Source organism: Corynebacterium sp. CQ3829_602738 (assembly GCF_054478435.1).
This window is the reverse complement of the sequence record NZ_CM137003.1, coordinates 439,383-464,368: the sequence shown is the minus strand read 5'-3', so window position 1 is coordinate 464,368 and position 24,986 is coordinate 439,383. Positions and strand designations below refer to the sequence as shown.

Annotated in this window: 30 protein-coding genes; 5 read left to right on the top strand and 25 right to left on the bottom strand. The window is 64.8% G+C overall.

Translation table 11 applies throughout. The features are described from left to right. Positions 1 to 6 precede the first annotated feature (6 nt). From eccB to rpsH, 19 genes are all read right to left on the bottom strand, one after another. Positions 7 to 1,221 carry a type VII secretion protein EccB gene (eccB, locus tag ACX1NL_RS02190; protein ID WP_458898492.1) on the bottom strand — a complete coding sequence of 405 codons (1,215 nt, stop codon included), beginning with the start codon at positions 1,219 to 1,221 and terminating at the stop codon, positions 7 to 9. Positions 1,222 to 1,261: 40 nt separating this feature from the next. Beyond that, the gene (locus ACX1NL_RS02185) at positions 1,262 to 3,379 is read right to left on the bottom strand and encodes a DUF6541 family protein (RefSeq protein WP_458898491.1); all 2,118 of its coding nucleotides are present in this window, start codon (positions 3,377 to 3,379) and stop codon (positions 1,262 to 1,264) included. A 33-nt stretch (positions 3,380 to 3,412) separates the two neighbouring features. Next, complete coding sequence (truA, locus tag ACX1NL_RS02180) at positions 3,413 to 4,243, bottom strand: tRNA pseudouridine(38-40) synthase TruA (protein WP_458898490.1); 831 nt, start codon at positions 4,241 to 4,243, stop codon at positions 3,413 to 3,415. Between the two features lie 98 nt (positions 4,244 to 4,341). Further along, positions 4,342 to 4,836: a 50S ribosomal protein L17 gene (gene rplQ / locus ACX1NL_RS02175; protein WP_181889828.1), complete on the bottom strand. Its 495-nt coding sequence runs from the start codon at positions 4,834 to 4,836 to the stop codon at positions 4,342 to 4,344. A 46-nt stretch (positions 4,837 to 4,882) separates the two neighbouring features. Then, positions 4,883 to 5,896, bottom strand: a complete 1,014-nt coding sequence (locus ACX1NL_RS02170) for a DNA-directed RNA polymerase subunit alpha (RefSeq protein ID WP_181889827.1) — start codon at positions 5,894 to 5,896, stop codon at positions 4,883 to 4,885. A 113-nt stretch (positions 5,897 to 6,009) separates the two neighbouring features. Further along, positions 6,010 to 6,615 (bottom strand): 30S ribosomal protein S4, encoded by a 606-nt coding sequence (rpsD, locus tag ACX1NL_RS02165; protein ID WP_181889826.1) that lies wholly within the window; start codon positions 6,613 to 6,615, stop codon positions 6,010 to 6,012. A gap of 27 nt (positions 6,616 to 6,642) precedes the next feature. After that, complete coding sequence (gene rpsK, locus ACX1NL_RS02160; protein ID WP_038609718.1) at positions 6,643 to 7,044, bottom strand: 30S ribosomal protein S11; 402 nt, start codon at positions 7,042 to 7,044, stop codon at positions 6,643 to 6,645. A gap of 3 nt (positions 7,045 to 7,047) precedes the next feature. Further along, a complete protein-coding gene (rpsM, locus tag ACX1NL_RS02155) occupies positions 7,048 to 7,416 on the bottom strand; it encodes a 30S ribosomal protein S13 (protein WP_034997293.1) in 369 nt (122 codons plus the stop codon). Between the two features lie 175 nt (positions 7,417 to 7,591). Beyond that, the gene (gene infA / locus ACX1NL_RS02150) at positions 7,592 to 7,810 is read right to left on the bottom strand and encodes a translation initiation factor IF-1 (protein ID WP_019193979.1); all 219 of its coding nucleotides are present in this window, start codon (positions 7,808 to 7,810) and stop codon (positions 7,592 to 7,594) included. 165 nt (positions 7,811 to 7,975) lie between these two features. Next, positions 7,976 to 8,761: a L,D-transpeptidase gene (locus ACX1NL_RS02145; RefSeq protein ID WP_458898489.1), complete on the bottom strand. Its 786-nt coding sequence runs from the start codon at positions 8,759 to 8,761 to the stop codon at positions 7,976 to 7,978. A gap of 51 nt (positions 8,762 to 8,812) precedes the next feature. Next, a complete protein-coding gene (map, locus tag ACX1NL_RS02140; protein WP_458898488.1) occupies positions 8,813 to 9,604 on the bottom strand; it encodes a type I methionyl aminopeptidase in 792 nt (263 codons plus the stop codon). A 79-nt stretch (positions 9,605 to 9,683) separates the two neighbouring features. Further along, positions 9,684 to 10,229 (bottom strand): adenylate kinase, encoded by a 546-nt coding sequence (locus ACX1NL_RS02135; protein WP_181889823.1) that lies wholly within the window; start codon positions 10,227 to 10,229, stop codon positions 9,684 to 9,686. Further along, a complete protein-coding gene (gene secY / locus ACX1NL_RS02130) occupies positions 10,229 to 11,557 on the bottom strand; it encodes a preprotein translocase subunit SecY (RefSeq protein WP_269951590.1) in 1,329 nt (442 codons plus the stop codon). Before secY ends, ACX1NL_RS02135 begins: the two co-directional genes overlap by 1 nt. Before the next feature lie 590 nt (positions 11,558 to 12,147). Further along, positions 12,148 to 12,612 (bottom strand): 50S ribosomal protein L15, encoded by a 465-nt coding sequence (gene rplO, locus ACX1NL_RS02125; RefSeq protein ID WP_070474973.1) that lies wholly within the window; start codon positions 12,610 to 12,612, stop codon positions 12,148 to 12,150. A gap of 7 nt (positions 12,613 to 12,619) precedes the next feature. Further along, a complete protein-coding gene (rpmD, locus tag ACX1NL_RS02120; RefSeq protein WP_181889821.1) occupies positions 12,620 to 12,805 on the bottom strand; it encodes a 50S ribosomal protein L30 in 186 nt (61 codons plus the stop codon). 5 nt (positions 12,806 to 12,810) lie between these two features. Next, a complete protein-coding gene (gene rpsE / locus ACX1NL_RS02115) occupies positions 12,811 to 13,464 on the bottom strand; it encodes a 30S ribosomal protein S5 (RefSeq protein ID WP_181889820.1) in 654 nt (217 codons plus the stop codon). Positions 13,465 to 13,504: 40 nt separating this feature from the next. Beyond that, on the bottom strand, positions 13,505 to 13,909 hold the full coding sequence (gene rplR / locus ACX1NL_RS02110; protein ID WP_181889819.1) for a 50S ribosomal protein L18: 405 nt from the start codon (positions 13,907 to 13,909) through the stop codon (positions 13,505 to 13,507). A gap of 2 nt (positions 13,910 to 13,911) precedes the next feature. After that, positions 13,912 to 14,448, bottom strand: a complete 537-nt coding sequence (gene rplF, locus ACX1NL_RS02105) for a 50S ribosomal protein L6 (protein WP_070474977.1) — start codon at positions 14,446 to 14,448, stop codon at positions 13,912 to 13,914. Between the two features lie 18 nt (positions 14,449 to 14,466). Next, complete coding sequence (gene rpsH / locus ACX1NL_RS02100) at positions 14,467 to 14,865, bottom strand: 30S ribosomal protein S8 (protein ID WP_181889818.1); 399 nt, start codon at positions 14,863 to 14,865, stop codon at positions 14,467 to 14,469. A gap of 354 nt (positions 14,866 to 15,219) precedes the next feature. On the opposite strand from rpsH, the gene ACX1NL_RS02095 reads away from it, so the two are divergent. Next, a complete protein-coding gene (locus ACX1NL_RS02095) occupies positions 15,220 to 16,443 on the top strand; it encodes an amidohydrolase (RefSeq protein WP_269508340.1) in 1,224 nt (407 codons plus the stop codon). 18 nt (positions 16,444 to 16,461) lie between these two features. Here the strand turns inward: ACX1NL_RS02095 and ACX1NL_RS02090 are convergent, their stop codons facing one another. Beyond that, a complete protein-coding gene (locus tag ACX1NL_RS02090) occupies positions 16,462 to 17,535 on the bottom strand; it encodes an MFS transporter (RefSeq protein WP_458898487.1) in 1,074 nt (357 codons plus the stop codon). 468 nt (positions 17,536 to 18,003) lie between these two features. Beyond that, entirely contained in the window at positions 18,004 to 18,717 is a 714-nt protein-coding gene (locus ACX1NL_RS02085; protein WP_181889814.1) for a DUF2786 domain-containing protein, read from the bottom strand. Between the two features lie 178 nt (positions 18,718 to 18,895). Here ACX1NL_RS02085 and ACX1NL_RS02080 point away from each other — a divergent pair, with 178 nt between their 5' ends. Continuing rightward, on the top strand, positions 18,896 to 19,651 hold the full coding sequence (locus tag ACX1NL_RS02080; RefSeq protein ID WP_458898486.1) for a formate dehydrogenase accessory sulfurtransferase FdhD: 756 nt from the start codon (positions 18,896 to 18,898) through the stop codon (positions 19,649 to 19,651). Here the strand turns inward: ACX1NL_RS02080 and ACX1NL_RS02075 are convergent. After that, positions 19,648 to 21,165 (bottom strand): OFA family MFS transporter, encoded by a 1,518-nt coding sequence (locus ACX1NL_RS02075; protein ID WP_458898485.1) that lies wholly within the window; start codon positions 21,163 to 21,165, stop codon positions 19,648 to 19,650. The genes ACX1NL_RS02080 and ACX1NL_RS02075 overlap by 4 nt on opposite strands. Positions 21,166 to 21,287: 122 nt before the next feature. Between ACX1NL_RS02075 and ACX1NL_RS02070 the strand changes: the two genes are divergently transcribed. Both ACX1NL_RS02070 and ACX1NL_RS02065 read left to right on the top strand, forming a co-directional pair. Further along, positions 21,288 to 21,809: a hypothetical protein gene (locus ACX1NL_RS02070; protein WP_458898484.1), complete on the top strand. Its 522-nt coding sequence runs from the start codon at positions 21,288 to 21,290 to the stop codon at positions 21,807 to 21,809. 8 nt (positions 21,810 to 21,817) lie between these two features. Beyond that, the gene (locus ACX1NL_RS02065; protein ID WP_239357240.1) at positions 21,818 to 22,468 is read left to right on the top strand and encodes a hypothetical protein; all 651 of its coding nucleotides are present in this window, start codon (positions 21,818 to 21,820) and stop codon (positions 22,466 to 22,468) included. Between the two features lie 77 nt (positions 22,469 to 22,545). Here the strand turns inward: ACX1NL_RS02065 and rplE are convergent, their stop codons facing one another. Genes rplE through rplN form a run of 3 tightly spaced genes read right to left on the bottom strand, consistent with a single transcriptional unit; the run spans position 22,546 to position 23,819 of the window. After that, the gene (gene rplE / locus ACX1NL_RS02060) at positions 22,546 to 23,133 is read right to left on the bottom strand and encodes a 50S ribosomal protein L5 (RefSeq protein ID WP_181889811.1); all 588 of its coding nucleotides are present in this window, start codon (positions 23,131 to 23,133) and stop codon (positions 22,546 to 22,548) included. Beyond that, positions 23,133 to 23,447 carry a 50S ribosomal protein L24 gene (rplX, locus tag ACX1NL_RS02055; protein WP_458898483.1) on the bottom strand — a complete coding sequence of 105 codons (315 nt, stop codon included), beginning with the start codon at positions 23,445 to 23,447 and terminating at the stop codon, positions 23,133 to 23,135. The genes rplE and rplX overlap by 1 nt, the downstream gene beginning before the upstream one ends. Before the next feature lie 3 nt (positions 23,448 to 23,450). Continuing rightward, positions 23,451 to 23,819, bottom strand: a complete 369-nt coding sequence (gene rplN, locus ACX1NL_RS02050; protein WP_038609661.1) for a 50S ribosomal protein L14 — start codon at positions 23,817 to 23,819, stop codon at positions 23,451 to 23,453. Between the two features lie 371 nt (positions 23,820 to 24,190). Here rplN and ACX1NL_RS02045 point away from each other — a divergent pair, with 371 nt between their 5' ends. Then, the gene (locus ACX1NL_RS02045; protein WP_181889808.1) at positions 24,191 to 24,982 is read left to right on the top strand and encodes a formate/nitrite transporter family protein; all 792 of its coding nucleotides are present in this window, start codon (positions 24,191 to 24,193) and stop codon (positions 24,980 to 24,982) included. The last annotated feature ends 4 nt before the right edge of the window (positions 24,983 to 24,986 follow it).

The following is a 24,986-nucleotide window of genomic DNA, read 5'->3' as shown; positions in this document are numbered from 1 at the left end:
CTGGGCCTAGTACGTCGCCGTCATCGCCGCGTCGCGCGAAAGCTCCGCGCCCTCCGGCAAAAGCGCGACGATCTCCCACGGCACGTCCTCCACGTGCGCCGCACCCACGGTCGCCAGCGTCTCGGCGTCGGGGGCGCGGTGGCGCAGCCCGTTGGCGGAAACGACGTGGAACCCGTGGCCCGAGTCCACCCCGACGGAGCCGCCGTCCAACCCCGCGAAGTGCGTGGCCACGGACGTGCCGGACAGCTCGATGCCCTCCGGCACCTCGTCCACGGTGGCCCCGCCGCGGTTTTGGTCCACGCATGCCAGGTGCGGCTCGACCCACCGCGGCCGCTCCCTAGGCAGGCGCAGTTCCTCCTCCGCGTCCGGGTAGGCCGCCAGGCTCGCACGGCTCGCGACGGCGGCCTTCGCCCCGGCGTCCAAAAGCATGGTGCGCTGGGTGCCGGTGATCGGCTGGATGCGCCCGTCGGCGAGCGCCCAGGCTTGGTCGTCCGCGTCAATGATCTGCGGCAGCGGATCCGGCAACGCCGCCGGCGGCAGCTCCCGCAACGCGGAAATGACCTGCGTCGGCGGCGTCCACCGCGGCGTGTCCGGGGTAATCCCCAGCGCCCGGCGGATCACGCGGCCCTGCGGGGTGTGTGCCTCCGGCAGCAGGCGCCGCCCCTCAGCAGTAACCACCCACTCGCGGGTGGCGTCGGCGGCGAGGACGGCGGCGTCGATAGGCAATGGCTCCGGAGCCTTGCCCGCAACCACCGTGATCGTGTCCGCGCCGCACACCGACCAGCTGGCCACAGGCGTGCCTTCGGGCGCGAACATGCCGGGTGCTGCGACGATGCCCACCGGCACACCGCGCGGCAACTCGGCGAGCTTCTCGTCGCCGATGCGCGCCGGCTCAGCCGCCTGACCGGCGATCAGCCGCGCCGACGCCAAGTTCGTCACCGGGTGCGCCGCCTCGCCCACCCGCACGTACAGCGTGCCGTCCGCGGCGCGCACAATCGGCGCATCCCCCGGATCCGCGTTCGGCCGCATCCACGCAAACAGCCCCATCACGCCCGCGATCATCACCACCGCCGCGGTGCCGAAAATGGTGGCGCGGCGCCTCGAGGCCAACGGATCGTGGATCATGCGGATATCCCCAAAGACCAGGCCGTGCTCCATACGACGGCGCATGAACTTGTGCCCCGACACCTGGGCACGCGTGGTTGGCAGAAGCTTCGCCATGACAATTCCCCTCCCCCGAGAAAAACACCTGGCAAAAAGCTTACTGCGTCGCGCCCACCTCCGCGAGCGCAAACAGCTCGTCCGAGCCGTGCTCCTTACCGTCTGCGATCATCTCCTCCAGCTCCGCCTCGCTGAACTGGCTGTTCACCGCGAAGATCGCCGTTTTCCCCTTGCGGTAGACGGGTGTCACACCCTCGGAGACCCAGAAGTCGCGCAGCATCTCGTACGGCGGGTACTGGTAGTTCCAGAACGCGCCGGGGCTGAGCAGGAAGAACTTCACGTTGAGGTTCTCCACGGTCTCGTCGACGAGGTTGTGTTCTCCCTCCCCGATGAAGTCGGCGTTCCAGTACATGATGTCGCCGTTGGTGCCGCGCCCGCCGTTGGGCCACAGGTAGTGGCGGTTCAAGGTGGGCACGCCGTTGTAGGCGTACATCCAGGAGTAGCCGTCGGCGGGGTCGCCCGCGGTCAGGCCCTCCCAGGCGGCGGGTTGGGTGGCCAGCCAGTCGAAGGCTTCGAGGTCCTCGGCGTCGACCATGCGGTCGGCGACGCGGGCGGCGGCGTAGGTTTTTTCGGCGCCGTGGTCGGTGTGCTCGCGGATCATCGGGACCGCGGCGGAGGCGACGATGCAGGCGACGACGATGCCCGCGATTGCGGAGGCTCGCTCGCCTTTCGCGTACCGCTTAGCGACGGGCGCTGCCGTGACCACGCGAATCCCCGCCGCCACGGCAATAGCGGCCGAGGCCGTGACAGCCATGACCACCGGCATGATCAGGCGGTGGCCGGTGCTGTAGTGCAGGTTGCCCACGTAGTCGAGCAGGTGGCCGAGCGTGTTGCCGAAGGGCGCCAAGGCGTTGGCGGTAATGGCCAAAGACACCGCGTAGAACAGCACCGGCCAGACCTGGCGGCGCCACAGCAGGCACACCACCGCGCCGGCGGCGGCGAGCCAGAGCAGCACGGTGGGGTCGTACGCCGGGAAGAACTGCAGCACGTGGCGCGTCTCCATCCGCAGCGCTGTGCCCCACGCGCCGCCGACACCCAAGGTTTCCTCGGGGCGCCAAGACGCCACCTCGCCCGCCTGGGCGGAACCGGCGAGCACCTGCGGGACGAACATGGCCACGCCGGCGACGGCGGGCATGGCGATCCACAGCGTGTCCGCCAGCCGCGTGCGCTCCGGGGAGATCAGGGTGGAGGTCAGCCAGTAGAACCCGACGGCGAGCACGACGATGGTGACTGCGGACGGGTGCACGCACAGCACCGCCACGAACGCGAGTGCGGCGGGCAGGGCGCTGGCGCGCCTGCGCGGCACGGTGACAAGCAGCCAGGTCACGGTGCCGGTGAGCGCCACGGCGAAGAGGTAGGGCCACATGCCCACGTAGTCCGGGATCCAGAACAGCTGCGGGGCGGCATAGCCCATGATCGCGGCGAGCGCGGCGGCGATCTGCGCCGTGACACCCGTGGAGCGCAAGAACGCGAACACCAGGCACGCCAGCGTCGCCGGCAGCGCAAGCGCGGGCAGCACGGCGGAGGCGATGTTCAGCGCCGGGATGGGGTCCAGGCCCGCCGTCTCGCCGAACAGGGCGATGCCTGCGTGGTAGGCGGACGGGTAAAACAGCTTCAGCTGGGTTTCCACGTTCTGCAGCTCGCCCATGCGGGTGGCGGAGGCGACGCCCTCGTCCATGATGAAGCGGACCAGGTTGGCGTGCCACTGCACGTCCCACCCCTGGACGATGTTGTAGACGCCGTTGGGCATCCGTTCCAGCCAGTGCAGCCTCTCCGAGGCCGCCATGAACGCGCCCACGCCGACGCCTACGGCGGGCAGCACCCAGTACGGGTCGGCGATGCTTCCCTTGCGCACGTCGCCGGGAAACAGCGCCCGGCGCCAGCTCACCGCTCCCCCGCGGCGCGCCCGGCGCACGAACATGTACCGCCACGCTGCGGCCGCCATGAGTGCCACGACCATGCTCACGCCGAACGTCCACAGGTTGTAGGGCGCGCTGGTCAGCCCCCAGAACCAGGAGGTCACACCGAACAGGCCGAAGGTCACCGGCAGCGCGGCCACGCCTGCCGCCGGGGCTTTCATGCCGGCGACCCAGGAGAACACGAATCCGGGGAGGGTGAAGAACACCACGGCAAACCACGCGGCAGCGACTGTTGTCATGGCACCTCCCGGTTCTGATGTAACCCAAGCATGCTACATCTCGCGCATAGCTCTCGTCGTTTCGGCTCGCGCCGCCAGGTCGCTATCTGCCGGGTAGTCCACCCCCACCAGTGTGAGGCCGCGGGCGGGGGCGAGGGGGACGTCGGGCGCGCGGGCGTCGAGAAGCAAAAGCTCCTCCGGCCACTCGGGCGCGCGGCGGCCTTCGCCGACGGTGAGGCAGGTGGCCACGAGCGCGCGGACCATGCTCCAGCAGAACGCGTCGGCGGTGATGCGCGCCTCGAAAAGCTGCGGTTCGACTTCGCGCCAGGTGAAGGAGTGCACGTCGCGGATGGTGGTGGCGTGCTCCTTCGGGCGGCAAAACGCCGCGAAGTTGTTCAGGCCCACCAGCGCGTCGGCGCAGGCCTGCACCGCGTCGAGGTCCACGGGTTTCGGCCACACGGCGGTGTCCCGCGCGCGGGTGGGTACCGCACCCGCGGGGTGGGTGGTCACCCGGTAGCAGTAGGTGCGGGTCAGGGCGGAAAAGCGCGCGTCGAAGCCCGCGGGGGCTTGGGTGACGCCGAACACGCGGACGTCCTCAGGGAGCAATTTTGCTAATCGACGCACCAACCGCCCCGGATCCCCCTCAATCGAGCGCTGGTTGAGCGAGTCTTTGGGAATGTCGGCGTGCGCGACCTGGCCGGAGGCGTGCACGCCCGCGTCGGTGCGCCCGGCGACGGTCAGCGCCACGTCGGTGCGCAGCACGAGCGACAGCGCGTCTTCGATGGTCTGCTGGACGGTGCGCAGGTCCCCTTTTTGGCGGGCCCAGCCGTGGAAGTCGGTGCCGTCGTAGGCGATGTCCAGGCGCAGGCGCAGCGTGTCGTCCATGGTGAGGCATTGTATCGCCGGAATTGGCGCGCACAGCAAAGCGCCCGTCCACGCTGCAGTGCAGGTGGGCGGGCGCTCGTGCGGGGCGTAGCTGTGGGCTACTTCTCCTCTGCGGTCTCCTCAGCCGGAGCCTCGGTGGACTCTGCGGCCTCTGCCGGAGCCTCCTCAGCCTTGGCCTGATCGGCCTGGCGGGAAGCGGCGGCGCGTGCTGCGCGGGTTGCCTCGGAAGACACGGTCTCCTCGAGGACCAGAGAGATCTGGGTCATCGCAGCGTTGTCGCCGGCGCGGTTCTCCAGCTTGATGGAGCGGGTGTAGCCGCCATCGCGGTTGGCGAACTTCGGCGCGAGCTCGTTGAACAGGTAGGTCACAACCTCCTTGTTCGGAAGCTCGGCGAGCACGGCGCGGCGGTCAGCCACGGTGCCCTTCTTCGCCTTGGTGATCAGCTTCTCGGCGTACGGACGCAGCATACGTGCCTTCGCGTCCGTCGTCTTGATTGCGCCGTGCTCGAACAGGGCCAGGGCCAGGTTGGACAGAATGTGCTTCTGGTGGCCGGCCGAGCCTCCGAGACGGGCGCCCTTCTTCGGGGTAGGCATTTTCGTACTCCTCGTGTGCGGTTAATTGAGCGCGTGCTCTGTGGTGTTACTCGGTCTCGTCCGCGCTGGTGTCGACGTAGTCGCCAGTCTCGGCGTCGTAGCCTTCGATCTGGGTCGGGTCGAAATCTTCCGGAGCGTCCTTGAGGGTCAGGCCCAGGCTGGCAAGCTTGATCTTGACCTCGTTGATGGACTTCTGGCCGAAGTTGCGGATATCCAGCAGGTCAGACTCGGTGCACTCTGCGAGCTCACCGACGGTGTGGATGTCCTGGCGCTTCAGGCAGTTGTAGGAGCGCACGGAGAAGTTCAGCTCCTCGATCGGCGTGGAGTACGCGGCGATGTACTCGGTCTCCTGCGCCGACGGGCCGATCTCGATGCCCTCGGCCGCGGTGTTCAGCTCGCGCGCCAGGCCGAAGAGCTCCACCAGGGTGGAACCGGCCGACGCGAGGGCGTCACGTGCGGTCATGGAGTTCTTGGTCTCCACGTCGATGATCAGCTTGTCAAAGTCGGTGCGCTGCTCAACACGGGTCGCCTCAACCTTGTAGGCGACGCGGGTGACCGGCGAGTAGATCTGGTCGACCGGGATGCGGCCGGCCTCACCGCCGGAGTTGGGCATGGCCGGGACGTAGCCGCGGCCGCGCTCGACAACAAGCTCCATCTCGAGGCGAGCCTGCTCATTCAGCGACGCGATGTGCAGATCCGGGTTGTGGATCTCCACGCCAGCCGGCGGCTCGATGTCGCCTGCGGTGACGTCGCCGGGACCCTCAACAGCAAGCTGCATGACAACCGGCTCGTCGGAGTCGGAAGACAGGACGATGTCCTTGATGTTGAGGATGATCTCAGAGACGTTCTCCTTGACGCCGGTGATCGTGGTGAACTCGTGGAGCACACCGTCGATCTTGATGGAGGTCACGGCTGCGCCCGGGATGGACGACAGCAGCGTGCGGCGCAGAGAGTTGCCGAGGGTGTAGCCGAAACCAGGCTCGAGCGGCTCGATGATGAACTTCGAGCGGTTGGTGTCGATGTACTCCTCGGTCAGTTCAGGACGCTGAGAGATGAGCATGAACTTCTCCTTTGTCGGCTCCCGCTATTTGAAGCCGGTAGGAACGGATATGTGGAAGATTCCGGGCACCGTGCGAACGCGTCGACAGTGCGCGGGGTGAAGCAAACGAAAGTTTACTTCGAGTAGAGCTCGACGATGAGCTGCTCCTGCAGCGGCACGTCGATCTGAGCGCGCTCGGGCAGCTGGTGCACGAGAATGCGCAGGGTGTCCGGAACGACCTGCAGCCACGCCGGAACGACGGCCTCGAGCAGGTTGTCCTGAGCCTCTTCGAACCACAGCATGCTGCGGGACTTGTCGCGGACGTCGATGATGTCGTACTGCGTCACCGCAAACGACGGCACGTTGATGTGCTTGCCGTTGACGGTGAAGTGGCCGTGGGAGACCAGCTGACGTGCCTGACGGCGGGTCTTAGCCAGACCAGCGCGGTAGATCACGTTGTCCAGACGGGACTCCAGCAGGATCAGCAGGTTGTCGCCGGTCTTGCCCTGACGACGGTTCGCCTCTTCGTAGTAGCGGCGGAACTGCTTCTCCATCACGCCGTAGGTGAAGCGAGCCTTCTGCTTCTCCTGCAGCTGGAGCAGGTACTCGGACTCCTTGATGCGGGCGCGGCCTGCCTGCCCCGGGGGGTACGGGCGACGCTCGAAGGACATGTCGCCGCCGACGAGGTCGACGCGGAGGCGACGGGACTTACGGGTAGCAGGGCCGGTGTAACGAGCCATGTTTCTTTACCTCTTTTCCTTTCAGCCTTAAACGCGACGACGCTTCGGCGGACGGCAGCCGTTGAACGGCTGCGGCGTCACGTCGGAGATCGAGGACACCTCCAGACCGGCAGCCTGGAGCGAACGGATTGCGGTCTCGCGGCCGGAGCCCGGACCCTTGACAAAGACGTCGACCTTCTTCATGCCGTGGTCCATTGCCTTGCGGGCGGCGTTCTCGGCAGCCATCTGCGCGGCGAACGGCGTGGACTTGCGGGAGCCCTTGAAGCCGACGTGGCCGGAGGATGCCCAGGAGATCACGTTGCCCTGCGGGTCCGTGATGGACACGATGGTGTTGTTGAAGGTGGACTTGATGTACGCGTGGCCAGCGGCCACGTTCTTCTTGACGGTGCGGCGTCCGCGACGCGCACCGGAACGAGTCTGAGGAGCCATAGGTTACTTCTTCTTTCCTGCGATGGTCTTCTTCGGGCCCTTGCGGGTGCGCGCGTTGGTCTTGGTGCGCTGGCCGCGGACGGGCAGGCCACGACGGTGGCGCATGCCCTGGTAGGAGCCGATTTCAATCTTGCGGCGGATATCTGCCTGCACCTCGCGGCGCAGATCGCCCTCTACGGTGTAGGAGGACTCGATCGCGTCGCGCAGAGCGGCGAGCTGATCGTCGGACAGATTGTCCGTACGCAGGTCCGGAGAAATGCCGGTCTTCTCGAGCAGTTCCTTGGCTCGGGTTGCACCGATGCCATAGATGTAGGTGAGTGCGATCTCCATGCGCTTGTTGCGCGGGAGATCCACACCAGCTAGACGTGCCATGAGGTACGTGCCTTTCGGGTTGTTACGGTGGTTTTCTCCCCACCCGTCCACGCCAAACAACGCTTTGTCCGGGCCGTGCCGGAGAGTGGGTTGTGGTTACGCGCGGCTCCAGCCACCGTGGCCAGAGGTGCACGATCCGCCACCGGGACGGATCTGGGTGAGAAGGCTGAAATGCTTACTTGTAGCGGTAAGTGATACGCCCGCGGTCCAGGTCGTAGGGGGAAAGTTCCACCACGACACGGTCCTCCGGGAGGATGCGGATGTAGTGCTGGCGCATCTTGCCACTGATGTGGGCGAGAACCTCGTGCCCGTTGTCCAGTTCGACCCGGAACATCGCGTTCTTCAGGGGCTCGACAATGCGGCCCTCAACCTCGATTGCGCCTTCTTTCGCCATACACTCCACTTCCTACGCCGCCTGAAAGTGCAGGCAGCAGACGTATTTACCGGTTACATGCGGGGCCTGCGCAAGGTTGCACAAACACCGCTGGACTACATTAGCCATTTACCTGCGAAAACGCAAAAAGCCCCAGCGCTAGCCGGGGCTCATCGCGGGCACGTGCTAGAACACGTAGACCTTGTCGCCGATCTGCAGGTCGTTGAAGTACCGCTGCGCGTCCGCGCGGTAAAGGTGGATGCAGCCCGCAGACGGCACGTACGGATCATCCTGGTGGAACGCGATGCCGTTGTTGGTGAAGTACACGGAGTACGGCATCGGAGCGTTGTTGAACTCGTAGGAGATCTCGTCCTTGACCTTCCGGTTGACGTAGTGCGTGCCCTTCGGGGTGTCCTGACCCGGGCGGCCGGAGCTGATCTGCACCGGGCCGTAGTAGATCTCGCCGTTGTTCTGCAGCCAGGACTTCTGGTTGGTCAGGTCCACGCAGGCCTTCGCGTCCGCCGGGCACGGGGAGGTACGCGGCGCAGGTGCCGGGGCCGGGGCCGGAGCTGGCGCCGGCTCGGGCTTCGGTGCGGGGGCCGGTGCCGGCTTCGGCTTCGGGGTCTTCTCGGCGATCAGGCCCGGGAAGAACGTCTCGAGGATCTCGTCGATGCGCTGCTTCGCCTTCGCCGGCAGCTGCGGGTCGATGGCGGCAAGCGCGTCAGCCTGCTGGCGCAGGCCGTTGCGGATGTTCCACGCGGCGTCGCGCGCGGACTTATCCAGATTGCTGAAGGAGGTGGTCGCCTGGTTGGACAGCGAGTCCAAGCTGGACATGGCAACCGGGTTCTGCGCGGGCGCGGCCTGGGCGGAAACCGGTGCTGCCAGGGAGGCGACGACACCGAGGCCGGCAGCGAACGTGGTTGCGCGTCGCTTCAGCGGCGACTGCTTTGCGTGGCGGGGACGGTAAGACATGGCGGAAGTATAACCTCCCTGTCATCAAACGCACCACAACGCGCCAGAAAACTACACGCGCGGCGTAAGAATTCTCGGGCCGCCTGCGGTCGCCGCGACGGTGTGCTCCCAGTGCGCGGCGGGTGCGCGGTCTACGGACACCACGGTCCATTCGTCCTCCAGCACCTCGGTGTCCACTTCCCCGCCGAGGATCAGCATCGGCTCGATGGCCAGCACGGATCCGTCCTGGATGACGGGACCGCGGTTCGGCTTGCCCTCGTTGGCCAGGTACGGCTCTTCGTGCATGGTGTGGCCGATGCCGTGGCCTCCGTAGCCGTCGACGATGCCCAGCTCCACCCCGAAACGCTCCTCAGCCGCGTGGGTGGCCAGCTCGAGCGCGTGGGAGACGTCGGTGAGCTTGTTACCCGGCACCATCGCCTTGAGGCCTTCCGCCAGCACCCACTCGGTCGCGCAGTTGAGGGCGTCCACCTCCGGAGCCAACTCGCCGATGCCGAACGACCAGGCACTGTCGCCCACCCAGCCGTCGAGGGTGGCGCCGCAGTCGATGGAGACCAAGTCGCCTTCTTCGAGCACAATGCTTTTCGACGGAATCCCGTGCACGACCACCTCATTCACCGACGCGCAGATAGAGCCGGTGAAGCCCTGGTAGCCCAAAAACGTCGGGATGGCGCCATGGTCGCGGATGACCGTCTCGGCGACCTTGTCCAGGTCGAGCGTGCTCGCTCCGGGTTTCGCTGCCGCGCGGACCTCCTGCAGGGCGGTGGCGACGATGCGCCCGGCGGCCTCCATGGCGTCGAGCTCCTCCGGCGTCTTGGCCGCGATCTTGCGTTTCCTGAAAACCATTGCGTGGTGGTCCTTTGGTTCGTCGATAAGCGAAATGCGAAAGGCCGGTGCGAACACACCGGCCTTCACGCTACGTGGGCTACTTGCCCAGCGCCTCCATGGCGCGCTGGTTGATCTCATCGACATCGCCCACGGCGTCGATGGAAATGATCTGGTCGCCGTAGTGCTGGATCAGCGGGGCGGTCTCGTCGCGGTAGACGCCGAGGCGGGTGCGGATGGTCTCCTCGTTGTCGTCCGCGCGGCCGCGGGCGAGCATGCGCTCGACCACAACGTCCTCGTCGACGACAAAGTTGAGCACGCCGTCGAGCTTCTCGCCCTTCTTGCTCAGCAGCTCGGTGAGGATCTCAGCCTGCTCCACAGTGCGCGGGAAGCCGTCCAGCAGGAAGCCGTCCTTCGCGTCGTCCTGATTCAGGCGGTCTTCCACCATGCGCGCGGTGACGTCGGTGGGCACGAGCTTGCCGGCGTCGATGTAGCTTTTCGCCTCAACACCGAGCGGGGTGCCCTCGCCGATGTTGGCGCGGAACAGATCGCCCGTGGAGATGTGCGGCACGCCGAGCTTCTCGGAGAGAATCGCGGCTTGGGTGCCCTTGCCGGCACCGGGAGGGCCAAGGAGAACGAGACGCATTATCGCAGAAGTCCTTCGTAGTTGGATTGCAGGAGCTGGGATTCAATTTGCTTGACCGTGGTCAGGGCCACGGAAACCATAATCAGGATGGCGGTGCCGCCGAACGCGCTCATGCCCATACGGCCGGAGCCGGTGATGCCGGCGTCCATAGCCAGGTTCGGCAGAACAGCGATCGCGGCGAGGTAGATGGCGCCGACAAACAGCAAACGGTTCATCACAAACGCCAGGTACTCCGCGGTCGGGCGACCCGGACGGATACCGGGGATGAAACCGCCGTACTTCTTCATGTTCTCCGCCTGGTCCACCGGGTCGTACTGGATGGAGACGTAGAAGTAGGAGAAGAAGATGATCAGCACCACGTAGGTGAGGATGTACTGCCAGGAACCCGGGTTCTGCAGCCACGCCATCACGTGGTTCATCCACCAGTTGTCCGGCGGGGTCTGGTTGTTCATGGTGACGATCTGGGTGATCAGCACCGGCACGTACATCAGCGAGGAAGCGAAGATCACCGGGATCACGCCCGCCTGGTTCACCTTCAGCGGCAGGTAGGTGGAGGACCCACCGTACTGGCGGCGGCCCACCATACGCTTGGCGTACTGCACCGGAATGCGGCGCTGGCCCTGCTCAATGAACACGATGCCGACGACGAGCGCGATCAGCGCCAGGACAACCAGGGTCAGGGTGACCGCGCCGGACTGCTGGAGAATGAACGCGCCCTCGGACGGGATCTGGGTGGCGATGCCCGCGAAGATGAGCAGGGACATGCCGTTGCCGACGCCCTTTTCCGTGATGATCTCGCCGAGCCACATGATGAGCACCGCACCGGAGGTCATGACGATGATCATCATCAGCAGCGTCCAGATGTTGCGGTCCTCGATCAGCACCGGCATACCCTGGCCGAGCAGCTGCTCGCGGTCCGCCAGCGCGACGATGCCGGCGGACTGCAGCAGCGCCAGCGCCACCGTGAGGTAGCGGGTGTACTGCGTCATCTTCGCCTGGCCGGACTGGCCTTCCTTCTTCAGCTCCTCGAACTTCGGGATCACCACGGTGAGCAGCTGCACGATAATCGAGGCCGTAATGTACGGCATGATGCCGATGGCGAAGATGGAAAGCTGCAGCAGCGCACCACCGGAGAACAATCCGATGATGGAGAACATCGTCGCCTGGTCGCCCTGGGAGATTTCCTCCAGGCGGGAGTTAATCAGCCCGTAATCCACGCCCGGAGTGGGGATCTGGCAGCCGACGCGGTACAGAAACATCAGCGCAAGGGTGATCAGGATCTTCTTGCGTAGATCCGGGTCCTTGAACGCCTGAGCAATAGCGGACACAAAGCCTCCTGGCCCCCGCCGCGCCACGGACGGGAGGTAGTGGACATTCGACTCCTCGCCCAGGTTTCGCGGGCACGCGAAAACCGGCGGGGCGGTCTTTTGACCCCACTACACTAACAGCACCCGGTGGAAAGTTGATATTTCAGGTTCGGTTACGGCGCGACTCCCAGTCTCCTCCCAGGCGCTCGGACTGACGCATGGTGGCGGAATCCGTCAGGCGGGACCTATCGGCCCAGGTCGGCACAACCGGCTGCCGTGATGTGTCAGAGGTGGCGGGCGGGGACGGATCCCCCGCCTAAATTGATTCACCGGCCGATGAACAGATCCGCCCGTCGATTTCACCGACCTGCGCAAAATGAACACATTGCCCACCCAACTAGGTATGTGTTCACTCGGACCGACTGCGCGAGTGAACAAATCCCCCACGCTCCCCCGACACTTCGCGGCGGAATCCGTCAGAGCGCGCCCAAAAACACAGGTCGGCGCAAACGGCCGCCGCGATGTGTCAGGACGCCCTCCCCACCAACGGCGAAACCCCCGCCCTGGACGGGAATGTCCGGGGCGGGGGTTCGTCGTAAAGCTAAGCGCTCCTATGCACGCTTGGAGAACTCAACGACGTTGGCGGAACCGCCAGCGGCCTTGATCTTCTCCTCAGCGGACTTGGAGAACTTGTTCGCGGTGACGTTGAGCGCGACGTTGATGTCGCCCTCTGCCAGCACCTTCACCGGCTGCTTCGGGCGAACAAGGCCCTTGGCAACGATGTCGGCGATGGCGATGTCGCCACCCTGCGGGAAGGCCTCGGCCAGATCCGCGACGTTGACCACCTGGTACTCGACGCGGTTCGGGTTCTTGAAGCCCTTCAGCTTCGGCAGACGCATGTGCAGCGGCATCTGGCCACCCTCGAAAGCAGCGGAAACCTGCTTGCGAGCCTTGGTGCCCTTGGTACCGCGGCCGGCGGTCTTGCCCTTGGAGGCCTCACCGCGACCGACGCGGGTCTTGGCCTTGTTTGCGCCCTCTGCCGGGCGCAGATCATGGAGCTTGATGATGTCAGCCATGTTGTATCTACTCCCCTGCAACTTCTTCAACGGTGACGAGGTGGCGCACCTTGAGGATCTGGCCGCGGGTAGCCGCGTTGTCCTTCTTCACGACGGACTGGCCGATCTTGCGCAGGCCGAGAGCCTCGAGGTTCTTACGGGTGGTCGGCTTCTCGCCAACCTTGCCGTGGTGCAGCGTAATCTTCAGTGCCATGGTGCTTAGGCCTCCTGTCCTGCGCGTGCGCGCAGCATACGAGCCGGTGCAACTTCCTCGACGGACTTGCCGCGCTTGGCAGCCACCTCTTCGGGGCGGACAAGCTGCTTCAGGCCTGCGACGGTTGCCTGGACCACGTTCAGGGCGTTGTCCGAGCCAAGGGACTTGGCCAGGATGTCCTGAATACCAGCGCACTCGAGCACCGGACGGACAGCGCCGCCGGCGATGACACCGGTACCCGGAGCAGCCGGGCGGAGCATGACGATGCCCGCAGCCTCTTCTGCCTGGACCGGGTGAGGAATGGTGCCGCCGATCATCGGGACGCGGAAGAAGTTCTTGCGTGCTTCCTCTGCACCCTTCTGGATTGCGGCGGGAACTTCCTTCGCCTTGCCGTAGCCGACGCCGACCATGCCCTCACCGTCGCCGACGACGACGAGTGCGGTGAAGGACATGTTGCGGCCGCCCTTGACGGTCTTGGCAACGCGGTTGATGGTGATGACGCGCTCGATGTACTTGTCGCGCTCGTCGTTCTGGTTGTTGCGACGGTCGTCGCGGCGGCCGCGGCCACCACGGTTGCCACGATCGTTGCGGTCGTTGCGGTCGTTGTTGTTCTGGTTGTCGGCGGAGCGCCCGCCGTCACGCCGTTCACGTTCGGCCATTACGCGATCCTTCCGTTGATGGTGATGTTTGCGGTGATCATTAGAACTTCAGACCACCTTCACGAGCTGCTTCGGCCAGGGCCGCGACACGGCCGTGGTACTTGTAGCCGCCGCGGTCGAAGACGATTGCCTCGATGCCTGCAGCCTTGGCGCGCTCAGCGACGAGCTGGCCAACCTTGGCAGCCTTTTCCTTCTTGTCGCCCTCCAGGTTGCGCACGTCCGGCTCGATGGACGACGCGGAGACCAGGGTGTGGCCTGCGAGGTCGTCGATGACCTGGACGTGGATGTGACGCGAGGAGCGGTGCACAACGAGACGCGGGGTCTCCGGGGTGCCGCGCAGCGTCTTGCGGATGCGGTTGTGGCGACGTGCGCGTGCCTCGCGGCGGCGGGACGAGATGTCCTTGCCAACCGGGGTGCGCTTGGTGTTCTCTGCAGTATTGCTCATGATTACTTACCCGTCTTTCCGACCTTGCGGCGGACCTGCTCGCCGGCGTAACGGATGCCCTTACCCTTGTACGGGTCATCCTTACGCAGACGGCGGATGTTTGCCGCAATCTGGCCAACCTGCTGCTTATCGGAACCTTCGATGGCCAACTTGGTGTTGCCGTCGACGGAGAACGTGATGCCTTCCGGCGCCTCGATCAGGATCGGGTGCGAGTAGCCGAGGGAGAACTCGAGGTCCTTGCCCTTCTGCTGCACGCGGTAGCCGACGCCGAAGATCTCCATGTTGATCTTGTAGCCCTCGGTCACGCCCACGACCATGTTGTTGATCAGGGAGCGGGTCAGGCCATGCAGCGAACGGTTGTCACGGTGGTCGTCCGGACGAGCCACCAGGATCTGGTTGTCCTCGACGGAAGCGGTGATCGGTGCCGGCATATCCAGGTCCTTGGTGCCCTTCGGGCCCTTGACCTCGACGTGCTGGCCGTCGATCTTCACCTCGACGTTGTTCGGGATTGCGATGGGTGCATTACCTACACGAGACATAAGTCTTTCAACCTCCCTTTACCAGACGTAAGCGAGGACTTCCCCGCCTACACCCTTCTCTTGAGCCTGGCGGTCGGTGAGCAGACCGTGGGACGTGGAGATGATTGCCACGCCCAGGCCACCGAGCACCTGAGGCAGGTCGTTGGACTTCGCGTACACGCGCAGGCCCGGCTTGGACACGCGGCGCAGACCAGCGATGGAAGACTCGCGGGTCGGGCCGTACTTGAGGTTGAGCGTCAGCGACTTGCCGACCTTCTCGTCCTCAACTTTGTAATCTTCGATGTAGCCTTCCTGCTTCAGGATCTCGGCGATGTTCACCTTGATCTTGGACGAAGGCATAGACACGGCGTCGTGCTGCGCATTTGCTGCGTTGCGCACGCGCGACAGCATGTCCGCGATCGGATCAGTCATGGTCATTGTGGTGACCGTTACCTTTCTCGTTGCGGTTCCCATCCACCGGGTGACCTGTAACGCTGAGGCGTTTCGGGTCGCGTTTTCCGCATGGTCTGTCGGGGGCTACTCACGCTGCCCGCACTCAATAGCGCGGGCCGCTCGCCGCCTCCCTTGCACGCGGTCCGCATCATGGCGGGGGGCCTGCAACAAAGTTGGATGTTCAAATGTACTTCGGCTTGCGCACGCCGAAGCGTCGGCGCGCAAGTCCGAGGGGGTAACTTACCGCTTTCCTGCGCCAATGAGCAAATCGCTTATCGACGGGCACGTTCAGCGCCCCACCAACCCGCCAGAGATTCAAGACCCCATAGACTGCCCTGCATGGATACCGCCCTTGCACAGCTCGTCGGATCGCTGGCCGCCACGCGCGAGGCTCGCGAGGAACTTTACGTCTGGTTCCACCAGCATCCCGAGCTGTCGCTGCAAGAGCTGCAGACGGCCTCGAAGATCCGCTCCCGGCTGGACGCGCTGCAGCTGCCGCACACGCAGGTGGGCGAAACAGGCACGGTGTGCGTGCTGGACAACGGGCCCGGCCCGGTGGTGGCCATCCGCGCGGACATCGACGGGCTGCCGGTGCAGGAGCGCTCCGGCAAGCCGTACGCCTCCACCGCCACGCAGGTGGACGCTGTCAGCGGCCGCGAGGAGCACGTCGCCCACGCCTGCGGGCACGACTTTCACATCATGGGCGTGCTCGGAGCGCTGGAAGCTTTCGCCGCCAACCGCGACTGCTGGCGCGGCACCCTGGTCGCCGTGTTCCAGCCCGCGGAGGAGGCGTACGCCGGATCGCGGGTGATGCTGGCCAACGGCATCCGCGAGGCGATGCCGAAACCCGACGTGTATTTGGGTCAGCACGTGCTGCCGATGCTGCCCGCGGGTGTGGTCGGCACCCGCCCGGGGCCGTTCATGTCCCAGGCGTTTTCCGCCCAGATCACCGTGTGGGGCAAAGGCACCCACGGCTCCATGCCGGAAAAGGGCGTAGACCCGATTCTGCTGGCCTCTAACATTGTCACCCGCCTGCACACGGTGGTTTCCCGCGAGGTGCAGGCGAAAGACACCGCGGTGCTCACCGTCGGCGCGATCCACTCCGGTGTGAAGGCCAACGTCATCCCGGAAACTGCCGAGCTTCTGGTGAACACCCGCGCCTACACCCGGGAGGTCAGCGACACGCTGCGCAGCGCGATCACCCGCATTGTTGAGGGCGAGTGCGCCGCCGCCGGCAGCCCGCGGGAGCCGGAGATCACGTTCTACGACGAGTACCCGCTCACGGACAACGATCCGGCGATTACCTCCCGGGTGCGCGGCGCGTTCGACGCCCACTTCGGCAGCGACGCCACGGACTTGGGCCAGATCCCCGCCTCCGAGGATTTCTCCATCATCCCGGACGTGCTCGGCGTGCCTTACACGTACTGGGGCTTGGGCGGCTTCAAGGACTGGGAAAACGCCCCCAGCAACCACTCCCCGGCCTTCGCGCCCGACCTGCAGCCCACGCTCGACCGCGCGGCCGAGGCCATGATCGTGGCTGCTGCCGCGTGGCTGGTGGACTGAGAACAACAGAAGTCTCTCTTAGCCGTTGGTATCCATGCGCTGCCGAACGAGCTGGCAGCACAACGCGAGCGCTGCCACGGCCGCTGCTGAGCCACTAAGTACGGCCGGTGTCGCATGTGCAGCGACCAATAGCGACCCGGCGGCCGCGCCCAGCGCCGACCCCAGGTAGTTGGCCGAAGCGTTTGCAGCAACAGCCGTCGCGCCATCAGCAGGATTCGCTTGAATCAATACTTGTTGCTGGGGCGCGAGGGAAGCCCAACCGCACAACCCCCAGACAAACAGACTGACTACCACCAACACTGGAACCTGGCCTTGGGTCATGCCGAGCAACGCACAGGTGAGGCCCCCAAGGATCACAGCACTGAGCCGCAGCGGGTCATGTCTGTCCGCGAGCAACCCAATCCCCAGTGCTCCGACCGCGCCGCCCAGCCCCCACACCCAAATCGCTATGCTTTGATGCGCCGCAAGGGCTCCCCCGGACAGCACGACTGTGAGGTAGGTGTAAAGCCCCAGAGAAGCGACGCCGGTCAACAGCGTCACAGTGACCGTGAGGAGATTCTTAGGCCGTGTAATAGACCGCAGCCGGTCGGCGGGACTAGACGCTGGAATCGCTGGCAGGTCCCCTCCTCGAAGTGCAATACCCGCGAGTGCTGTACCTCCGACGACCACGATCAGCAGTATCGCGGCACGCCAATCCCAATACTGTGCCAGCATCAGACCGATCGGCACGCCGAATACGGTGCCGACCGCTAAGCCAGCAAGGACTAACGACAATGCGCGCCCTCGGTGTTCTTGCCCCACGAGCTCCGCGGCAACCGCCGAGGACAGCGGCGAATACACACCGGCTGCTGCGCCGGCCACCACGCGAGAAGCCAGGAAGACCCAGATTGTCGGCGACAGCGCCGTGGCCGAGTTCGCCAAAGTGAACACAAGCAAGGCGATGATCAGGCTGCGCCGCGATTGCCGCCCTGCCTTTCCCGCCAGTAACGGCCCCACGACGGCATACGAACCTGTAAACGCCGCAACCCCCAGCCCAACCGTGGCTTCTGGCGTTCCAAGGGCGGCTGCGATGGCCGGCAGAAGTCCCGCCACAACGTATGCGTCTAGGCCGAGTGCCACGCTCCCCAGCACGAAAGGCCATAGCCGACGCATCATCCCTGTTCCCCCTCGGTGTTCGCGTTGGCGATCACTGCCGCAAGCACACCGGGAAATAGACGATCTAGATCGTCCCGCCGCAATCGGATCAAGCATGCGCGTCCCTCTCCCCGGGTCCACGTCACCCCCGCCTCTCGCAGCATGCGCGTGTGGTACGTGAGCGTCGACCGGGGCAAATCGTCTGCAAGCTCGAGACTGTCATGGTCCAACCCGTCGGCGAGCCGACGGATCATCTCCAGCCGGGTGGGGTCACTCAAAGCACCAAGCACCCTGGTCAGGGTGATTTCGTCGGTTGTTGGATGGTGGTATTCGCGTGGTGTCATCGAACCTCCCGAGATCGTGCAACTTTTCTTGCATCAACACCGTACAAGAAAAGTTGCACGACCACGAAGATCCCCGAAACTGCTAGAACGGCAGCGCCGGGCGCGAACGCACCCGCGTCTGCCCAATGTCGGAGCGCTGCCCCGCCTCGTGGCCCTGGTCGAACGCATCCGCGTCGAAGGAACGCTTGGACGAGAAGCTGCCTAAAAAGAAGCCCATTTCTGCGGCGAAGTTGTCGCGGGCTTCGGTGGCCTTCTGGAAGTCGTCGACAAGCACGAGCCCATACTCCCCGTCTGATTCCTCCACGGTCTTTTCGGCTTCGGCGAGGCGCGCGCCGATGCTCGCAGCGAAGCCGGACATGAAGCTGCGGCGGCGCACCACCGCCGATTCTCCCCAGTGGGTGGCGCGCACCTTCTGCGCGTCCGCGAGCATCACGGGCAGAAGCAGCGCGTAGAGCATGTCCACCCGTTCCAGGTGGCGCGCGCAGCCGAAGATGACGGCGTCTTTCATGCGCGTGGAGTTGTACACGCGCTGCGAAAAACCCGTGCAGTGCAGCGCGAATGCGATGGTCAGCAGCAGGTTCGCCTGCATTTCCGTGTAGGAACCGGCGAACTCGTAGGTGCGCTGGCCCACCTCGTCGCCGTCCTCGGTGTCCAGGTCGCGTTGTTCGTAGCCGTACTCGGCCATGAGCTCGAACGCCCTGGCGTAGAACGCGTCGCCCTCCGGTGTGCCCTCACGGTCGCGGGCCTGGTTGAGCAGTTTCTGCAGTCGTTGTTTGATCTTGTCTTCGGTACGCATCGGACGCACCCACCCCTTTCTGAGTTCGGATGTGTGGGTGCAGTTGTAGCCGGGCGTCAAGGCGGATGTTTTCGGGCTTGTGGATTTCGCGTCTGCACCCCTGTGAATAACTCCCGTTTTCGCACGTAGATTCGCTGCGAGTTCGCGAGTTAAGAATCCGGCGATACCATCGGTTCCCGTGAGCAGGACCAAACGCAGCTTCGCAGTGACCAAGATTTCCGCCGACGGCACCCGCGACACCCGTGCGGGCCAGGTCGCGGTTGAAGAGCCGCTGGAGATCCGGGCCGGTGGCGTGAGCGTCGCAACGCTTATGCGCACCCCGGGCCACGACATCGAGCTCGCGCACGGCCTGCTGCTGGCGCACGGGATGATCACGCGTGTCGAGGACGTGGTCACCGCCCGCTACTGCGAGGGCGCGATCGGCGGCGAAAACACCTACAACCTGCTGGACATCCAGCTCGCGCGCCCCGCGTCCCCGCAGTTCATCGACCCGATCCCCGGCGACGCGTGCGGCATCTCCGCCGAGCAGCGGGTGCGCGAGCTCGCCGCCAACCTCGACGTGCGCGGCAAGTTCATGGAGCTCGACCCGTCCGCAATCTTCGCGCTTCCCGGGGTGTTGTCGCAGCACCGCACGCGCGACCTGCCCACGGCGGTCGCGGGCGATGCGGGGCGCCAGGACCTCGATGCTTTGAACGCGGTGCACAAGATTGCGGGGCACATGCTTCTCGACGCCCTCCCGTCCCCCGCCCTCACCCTCACCACGGATGCGCAGGTGGGCTTCGAAATCGTACGCGCCGCCGCGGCCGCCGGATTCGGCGCGGTAGCCACCACCGCCGGCGTGACGTCGATGGCCGTGGAATTGGCCCGGGCCACCAACACGGTGCTCGTCGGCGAGGTGAGCGAGGAGCGTTTCAGCCTCTACGCCGGGGGTTAGCCCGCGAACATCTGCGACGCCTTCGCCGCGGTCTCCCACAACCCGTAGACGAGCAGCGCCGTGATCACGAGCGCGAGCACCGCAGCCACCAAGGCGTGGATGGATCCAGCACCGCCACCGGTCGCCGTCGTCGCGGACTCTCCCGCCGACGCACGGTCCGCCTCAACCTTCGCGGCCACCGTCTTCGGGTCCTCGAACCACTTCTCCGCAACAGGCCGGACCAGCACGTTGGCCACGAGGCCCACCGCCAACAGCACGCACATGATGTAAAGCGAGAGCTGGTACAGCTCTGGGCCCGAGTTGCCGCGGCTGGCTTGGCGCTCCACCACCATGTTGATGATCAGCGGGCCCACCACGCCCGCCGCGGACCAGGCGGTGAGCAACCGGCCGTGGATCGCGCCGACCTGGTACACGCCGAACAGGTCGCGCAGGTACGCCGGGATGGTGGCGAACCCGCCGCCGTAGAAGGTGAGCAGGATCAGGGTGCTGATAACGAACAGCGCCAGGCTGGTGTGGCCGGCGGATGCCACCACGAAGTAGAAAATCAGGCCAACGCCCAGGTAGACCATGTAGATGTTCTTGCGGCCGATCACGTCGGAGGCGGACGACCAGATAAAACGCCCGCCCATGTTGGCCAGCGACAGCAGGCCGACGAACCCGGCGGCCGCCGCGGCGCTCAGCGCCGGGTAGTAGTCCTGCACCATCGGCGCGGCGTTTTCCAGGATGCCGATGCCGGCGGTGATGTTGCAGAACAGGATCACCCACAGGCACCAGAACTGCGGCGTGCGGATCGCGTTGTTCGCGCTGACATCCGCGCCGACGATGGCGACCTTCGCCGGCTTCGCCTTGATCTTCGGCGCGCCTGACGGGGTCCAGTCCGGGTGCGGCAGCCGGATGCAGTACGCACCCATCGCGATGACCAGCAAGTACACCACCGCGAGGGTGATAAACGTCGGTTCGAGCCCCGCGGCGCGGTCCGCGAGTTCAGCCCCGCCGCCGAATACTTCCACCAGCCGGTTCGAGGCCGGCGACGCGATGAGCGCGCCGCCGCCGAAGCCCATGATCGCCAGCCCGGTAGCCAGGCCCGGACGGTCCGGGAACCACTTCATCAGCGTAGACACGGGCGAGATGTAGCCGATGCCCAGGCCAATGCCGCCGATGAACCCGTAGCCGAAGTACACGAGCCACAGGTTGCCGGTGCTGATGCCCAGCGTTGCCACCAGGAATCCGGTCACCCACAGCACGCCCGCCACAGACATGGACACGCGCGGCCCGACCCTTTCCACCCACGAGCCAAACAGCGCAGACGAGGTGCCCAGCATGCCGATCGCCAGCGAGAAGATCCACCCCACGGCAACTTCCCCCACCCCGAAGTGCTCCATCATCGGCTTTTTAAATACGGAGAACCCGTACACCTGCCCGATGGAGAGGTGGATCGCCAAGGCTGCCGGGACGATGAGCCAGCGGTTGAATTCCTTGGGCGCGATGATCGCACCTCGGGAGAAGAATGACATGGACGCTTCCTGCCGTCTCGTCTGCATAAATTACGAAGCGCATAATAACTCGCAGGTGGGCAGAATCAGAAAGCTCCCATTCATCTAGGGTGGGCCGCACAGCACGAGGAGGTCGACGGCCGATGTTCTACGACGAAGCACTCCAACACGCCGGATCCACAACTGCCTCAGCGCTCGGCGCCCTACCAACCGCGAAAGTATTCCTCCACGGTTACGCCCGCTCTTGCACTGCGAGGTGGCCGGAGGTCACCGCCATCATCAACAGCATCGAGTTCGATGCAGCAACGAGGGACTTTTCGCTTAGCGACGACGCACGTGCCCGAATGGACACTTGCTACGACCAACTCGACAACGCGTTTAATGGTGCATGGCCCGAAGACCCGGACCCGGCCGACACCATCGCCATGAATGTGTTGGATGCCGTCGCGGACCTCACGTCGAACAGGGTGAAGTACTGGGAGCAGTTGGGCGTCGCACTGTCGCCCAACAAGGACGACTACCTCCGATTCATCCGCTCGCTCGCCGCGGCACGCAGCCGGGTCACCGGCGAAACGCTCCACTTCGCCGAGATAGACGACGTGGGAAACGTGTTCGTCTTCGAAGACTTCCTTCCCCGGTGCTCGCGGAAGACGGGCCGTCGATAGTCGCGCGCATGATCGAACGCGCGGACGTCGATAGGCACAGCGTCACCGTTGCAAACGAACCTGGAGTGGTGTCGATTGTTGGCCCCATAGAGACAGTGCGGAAGATCTACGACGCAAACGTGCAAGCCGAAGCCGGTGCGGCAACAGCACGCACCTCCCCTACCCAGCCGGCAGAGGACCGTGCGGGGTACGAGCCGCTCGTCGACTTCACCACCGACTGCCCACTGGGGTTCGACGAGGTACTGGCGGCGATGGGCGATCCCGAGCCGACCCCCATCATCGACCGTATGAACTGGGACGAATTCCTCGGAAACGGGTACCAGGCGACCCTGTCACTGGATGGGCAAGCGTTCGCTGCCAGGGCCACCGAGAAGGGCGGGGTGGTGACCGAGCTCGAGATCAGCCCGCACAACAACGCTAGCTTCCTGGGCATCCCGTTCCATATCCCGACGTCGAGATTCACGGAGAAGCTCGACGAGCTCGGTATCCCTTGGGCCGATGACGGGCACTCAGGGATCGTGCTCTACGAGCATTGGGTCACCCTGTACAACCACGACAGCCGGATCGAAGCCGTCCTGTGGCACAACCCGGAAACCCTCTCCGATGTAGAGCTGCTCGACCTCGCGTTCCCGCCCGACTCCACCCGTAAACCTCGTTAGTCCGGCACCCCAACACACGCAAAACGCCCCCGGTCCAGAAAGAACCGGGGGCGCAAAGCAGCCAAGCAAGCGAACGCTTATGCGCGCTTCATCTTGCCGTCCTTGTCGGCGAACGGGAAGCCGAGGTGCGTCAGCAGGGCGCGACCCTCGTCGTCGTTCGTGGCGGTGGTGACGAGCGTGATGTCCATGCCGCGGACGCGATCGATCTTGTCGATGTCGATCTCGTAGAACATGGTCTGCTCGGACAGGCCGAAGGTGTAGTTGCCGTTGCCGTCGAACTGCTTGTCGTTCAGGCCGCGGAAGTCGCGAATACGCGGCAGGGCCACGGTCAGCAGGCGGTCCAGGAACTCCCACATGCGGTCGCCGCGGAGGGTGACCTTCGCGCCGATCGGCATGCCTTCGCGGAGCTTGAAGTTAGCGATGGACTTCTTCGCGCGACGCAGCTGCGGCTTCTGGCCGGTGATCGCGGTGAGGTCCTCGAGCGCGCCGTTGATGACCTTGGAGTCGCGGGCGGCGTCGCCGACACCCATGTTCACGACGATCTTGGTCAGGCCCGGGATCTGCATGACGTTGTCGTAAGAGAACTGGTCGTTCAGCTTGGTGCGGATCTCGTCCTGGTAACGCGTCTTCAGGCGGGGGGTGTAGTTCTGAATGCTCTCAGTCATTAGATGTCCTTCCCGTTCGACTTGGCTACGCGGATCTTCTTGCCGTCCTCGTCGAAGCGGTAGCCGACGCGGGTCGGCTTGCCGTCGGAGTCCAGGATCATCACGTTGGACACGTGGATCGGGGCTTCCTGGGTGACAATGCCGCCGGACTCGGCGCCGCGCTCGGTGTAGGAGTTTGCGACGTGCTTCTTGATGCGGTTCACGCCCTCGACCAGGACCCTGTCACGCTGCGGGTACGCCTCGATGACGCGGCCCTGAGCACCCTTGTCCTTGCCGGCGATGACCTGGACCATATCGCCCTTCTTGATCTTCATAAGTTAGATCACCTCCGGTGCGAGAGACACGATCTTCATGAAGCGCTTGTCGCGCAGCTCACGAGCGACCGGGCCGAAGATGCGGGTGCCGCGCGGCTCGGTGTCGTTCTTGATGATGACGGCAGCGTTCTCGTCGAAGGAGATGTAGGAGCCGTCCGGACGACGGGTTTCCTTCTTCGCGCGGACGATGACAGCCTTGACGACCTCACCCTCCTTGACGTTGCCGCCCGGGGCAGCTTCCTTCACGGTGGCGACAATCGTGTCGCCGATGCCGGCGAAGCGTCGAACAGAACCGCCGAGAACGTTGATGCACAGAATCTCGCGTGCACCAGTGTTGTCGGCGACCTTCAGACGCGATTCTTGCTGAATCACAGTTGGTCTCCTGACCTGGATCAATGTGCGCCAGATTTCCGTCCTGCACGCACGTGGTCAATGTTTGCGGTGCCCATTGCTTATCGACGAACCACCACGTGGTCGAAGGGTCTCGGATGCGCAGCTCGGAAACGCGCGTTGCACCCGACCAGCAGTAGACAACTGGAGTATTCAACCACGAGCTGGGCCGATTCCCCAAATCCGCGCGCGGGCAGCTTCCTGCGCCGCTCGCGTCGCTGTCCGGGAGTCTTACTTCTGCCTGTGAATCTAGACACACGAAACGCAACAAGCACCAACACGGCAGGTCAGCGGCTTCCCGGCGGTATCGCCAAGTTTCGCCATAAGGTATGACCTCTTGTACGTTAAATCCCGTGAGTTTTTACGAAGCCGCCCCTACGGCGATTAAGAACAAGGTTGACCTCTTTTCCGAAGAGCCCGCCCGGTTTGCCACCCGTGCAGTACTGGCGGGCGTGTATCTGGGGATCATGACGGCGTTCGCCGCCTCCACTGCCCAGCTGACGGACACGTACGCCCCGGGGTGGGGCAAGTACGCGTTCGGCGGCATCTTCGCCTCCACGCTGTACATCATCATCGTGCTGCAAGGCGAACTCGCCACAGGCGACATGATGTTCATGACCTATGGCGCGATCCACAAAAAGAACACTGTGGTCAGGGGTCTGTTGCTGGTCCTGTTCGTCACCATCTTCAATCTCATCGGTGCAGTGGTGATCGCATGGCTGATTTCCCGCACCACCATGGGCCAGCTTGTGGAAGTGGACGGGTTCCTCCACGACTTGCTGGTGGCCAAGCTGCAAAAGTCCAGTTCAACACTTTTTGTCGAAGCAATCCTGGCCAACGTCGTGGTCAACATCGCCTTCATGCTGGCAACCCAGGCGGGCAAAGACTACAGCGCGAAGCTGTGGGGCGTCATCCTGATCATCCCGTCGTTTGCGACCATGAGCTACGAGCACTCCATCGCGAACTTCATCCTCACCAGCCTGGGCGGCTTCACGCTCGGCCCGGATGTGATCGAGGGCTTCACCAACTGGAACGTGATCCGCAACTGGGTCGTCGTGTGGCTGGGCAACTTCGTCGGCGGCGGCTTCATGATGGGCGGGCTCTACGGCTGGCTCAACCTGACCAAGACGGACTACAAGGACTAGTTCC

Bases quoted from the DNA above. Each gene is read 5' to 3' on its own strand.
- infA (WP_019193979.1), bottom strand. From the start codon at position 7,810: ATGGCGAAAGAAGGCGCAATCGAGGTTGAGGGCCGCATTGTCGAGCCC.
- eccB (WP_458898492.1), bottom strand. From the start codon at position 1,221: ATGGCGAAGCTTCTGCCAACCACGCGTGCCCAGGTGTCGGGGCACAAG.
- rpmD (WP_181889821.1), bottom strand. From the start codon at position 12,805: ATGGCACTGAAGATTACGCTGCACCACGGCAAGGTTGGCGAGAAGCCG.
- ACX1NL_RS02135 (WP_181889823.1), bottom strand. From the start codon at position 10,229: ATGCGTCTCGTTCTCCTTGGCCCTCCCGGTGCCGGCAAGGGCACCCAA.
- rpsM (WP_034997293.1), bottom strand. From the start codon at position 7,416: ATGGCACGTCTAGCTGGTGTGGATCTCCCGCGCAACAAGCGCATGGAG.
- rpsE (WP_181889820.1), bottom strand. From the start codon at position 13,464: ATGGCCGAACGTGAACGGCGTGACGGCGGGCGCTCCGCCGACAACCAG.
- rplF (WP_070474977.1), bottom strand. From the start codon at position 14,448: ATGTCTCGTGTAGGTAATGCACCCATCGCAATCCCGAACAACGTCGAG.
- rplO (WP_070474973.1), bottom strand. From the start codon at position 12,612: ATGGCTGACATCATCAAGCTCCATGATCTGCGCCCGGCAGAGGGCGCA.
- ACX1NL_RS02070 (WP_458898484.1), top strand. From the start codon at position 21,288: ATGTTCTACGACGAAGCACTCCAACACGCCGGATCCACAACTGCCTCA.
- ACX1NL_RS02145 (WP_458898489.1), bottom strand. From the start codon at position 8,761: ATGTCTTACCGTCCCCGCCACGCAAAGCAGTCGCCGCTGAAGCGACGC.
- truA (WP_458898490.1), bottom strand. From the start codon at position 4,243: ATGGACGACACGCTGCGCCTGCGCCTGGACATCGCCTACGACGGCACC.
- ACX1NL_RS02065 (WP_239357240.1), top strand. From the start codon at position 21,818: ATGATCGAACGCGCGGACGTCGATAGGCACAGCGTCACCGTTGCAAAC.
- rplR (WP_181889819.1), bottom strand. From the start codon at position 13,909: ATGAGCAATACTGCAGAGAACACCAAGCGCACCCCGGTTGGCAAGGAC.
- ACX1NL_RS02085 (WP_181889814.1), bottom strand. From the start codon at position 18,717: ATGCGTACCGAAGACAAGATCAAACAACGACTGCAGAAACTGCTCAAC.
- rpsH (WP_181889818.1), bottom strand. From the start codon at position 14,865: ATGACCATGACTGATCCGATCGCGGACATGCTGTCGCGCGTGCGCAAC.
- ACX1NL_RS02185 (WP_458898491.1), bottom strand. From the start codon at position 3,379: ATGACAACAGTCGCTGCCGCGTGGTTTGCCGTGGTGTTCTTCACCCTC.
- rpsD (WP_181889826.1), bottom strand. From the start codon at position 6,615: ATGGCTCGTTACACCGGCCCTGCTACCCGTAAGTCCCGTCGCCTCCGC.
- rplX (WP_458898483.1), bottom strand. From the start codon at position 23,447: ATGAAGATCAAGAAGGGCGATATGGTCCAGGTCATCGCCGGCAAGGAC.
- map (WP_458898488.1), bottom strand. From the start codon at position 9,604: ATGGTTTTCAGGAAACGCAAGATCGCGGCCAAGACGCCGGAGGAGCTC.
- rplQ (WP_181889828.1), bottom strand. From the start codon at position 4,836: ATGCCTACCCCGAAGAAGGGCGCCCGTCTCGGAGGCTCGGCCGGCCAC.
- rpsK (WP_038609718.1), bottom strand. From the start codon at position 7,044: ATGGCTCCTCAGACTCGTTCCGGTGCGCGTCGCGGACGCCGCACCGTC.
- ACX1NL_RS02075 (WP_458898485.1), bottom strand. From the start codon at position 21,165: ATGTCATTCTTCTCCCGAGGTGCGATCATCGCGCCCAAGGAATTCAAC.
- rplE (WP_181889811.1), bottom strand. From the start codon at position 23,133: ATGACTGAGAGCATTCAGAACTACACCCCCCGCCTGAAGACGCGTTAC.
- ACX1NL_RS02170 (WP_181889827.1), bottom strand. From the start codon at position 5,896: ATGCTCATCTCTCAGCGTCCTGAACTGACCGAGGAGTACATCGACACC.
- ACX1NL_RS02095 (WP_269508340.1), top strand. From the start codon at position 15,220: ATGGATACCGCCCTTGCACAGCTCGTCGGATCGCTGGCCGCCACGCGC.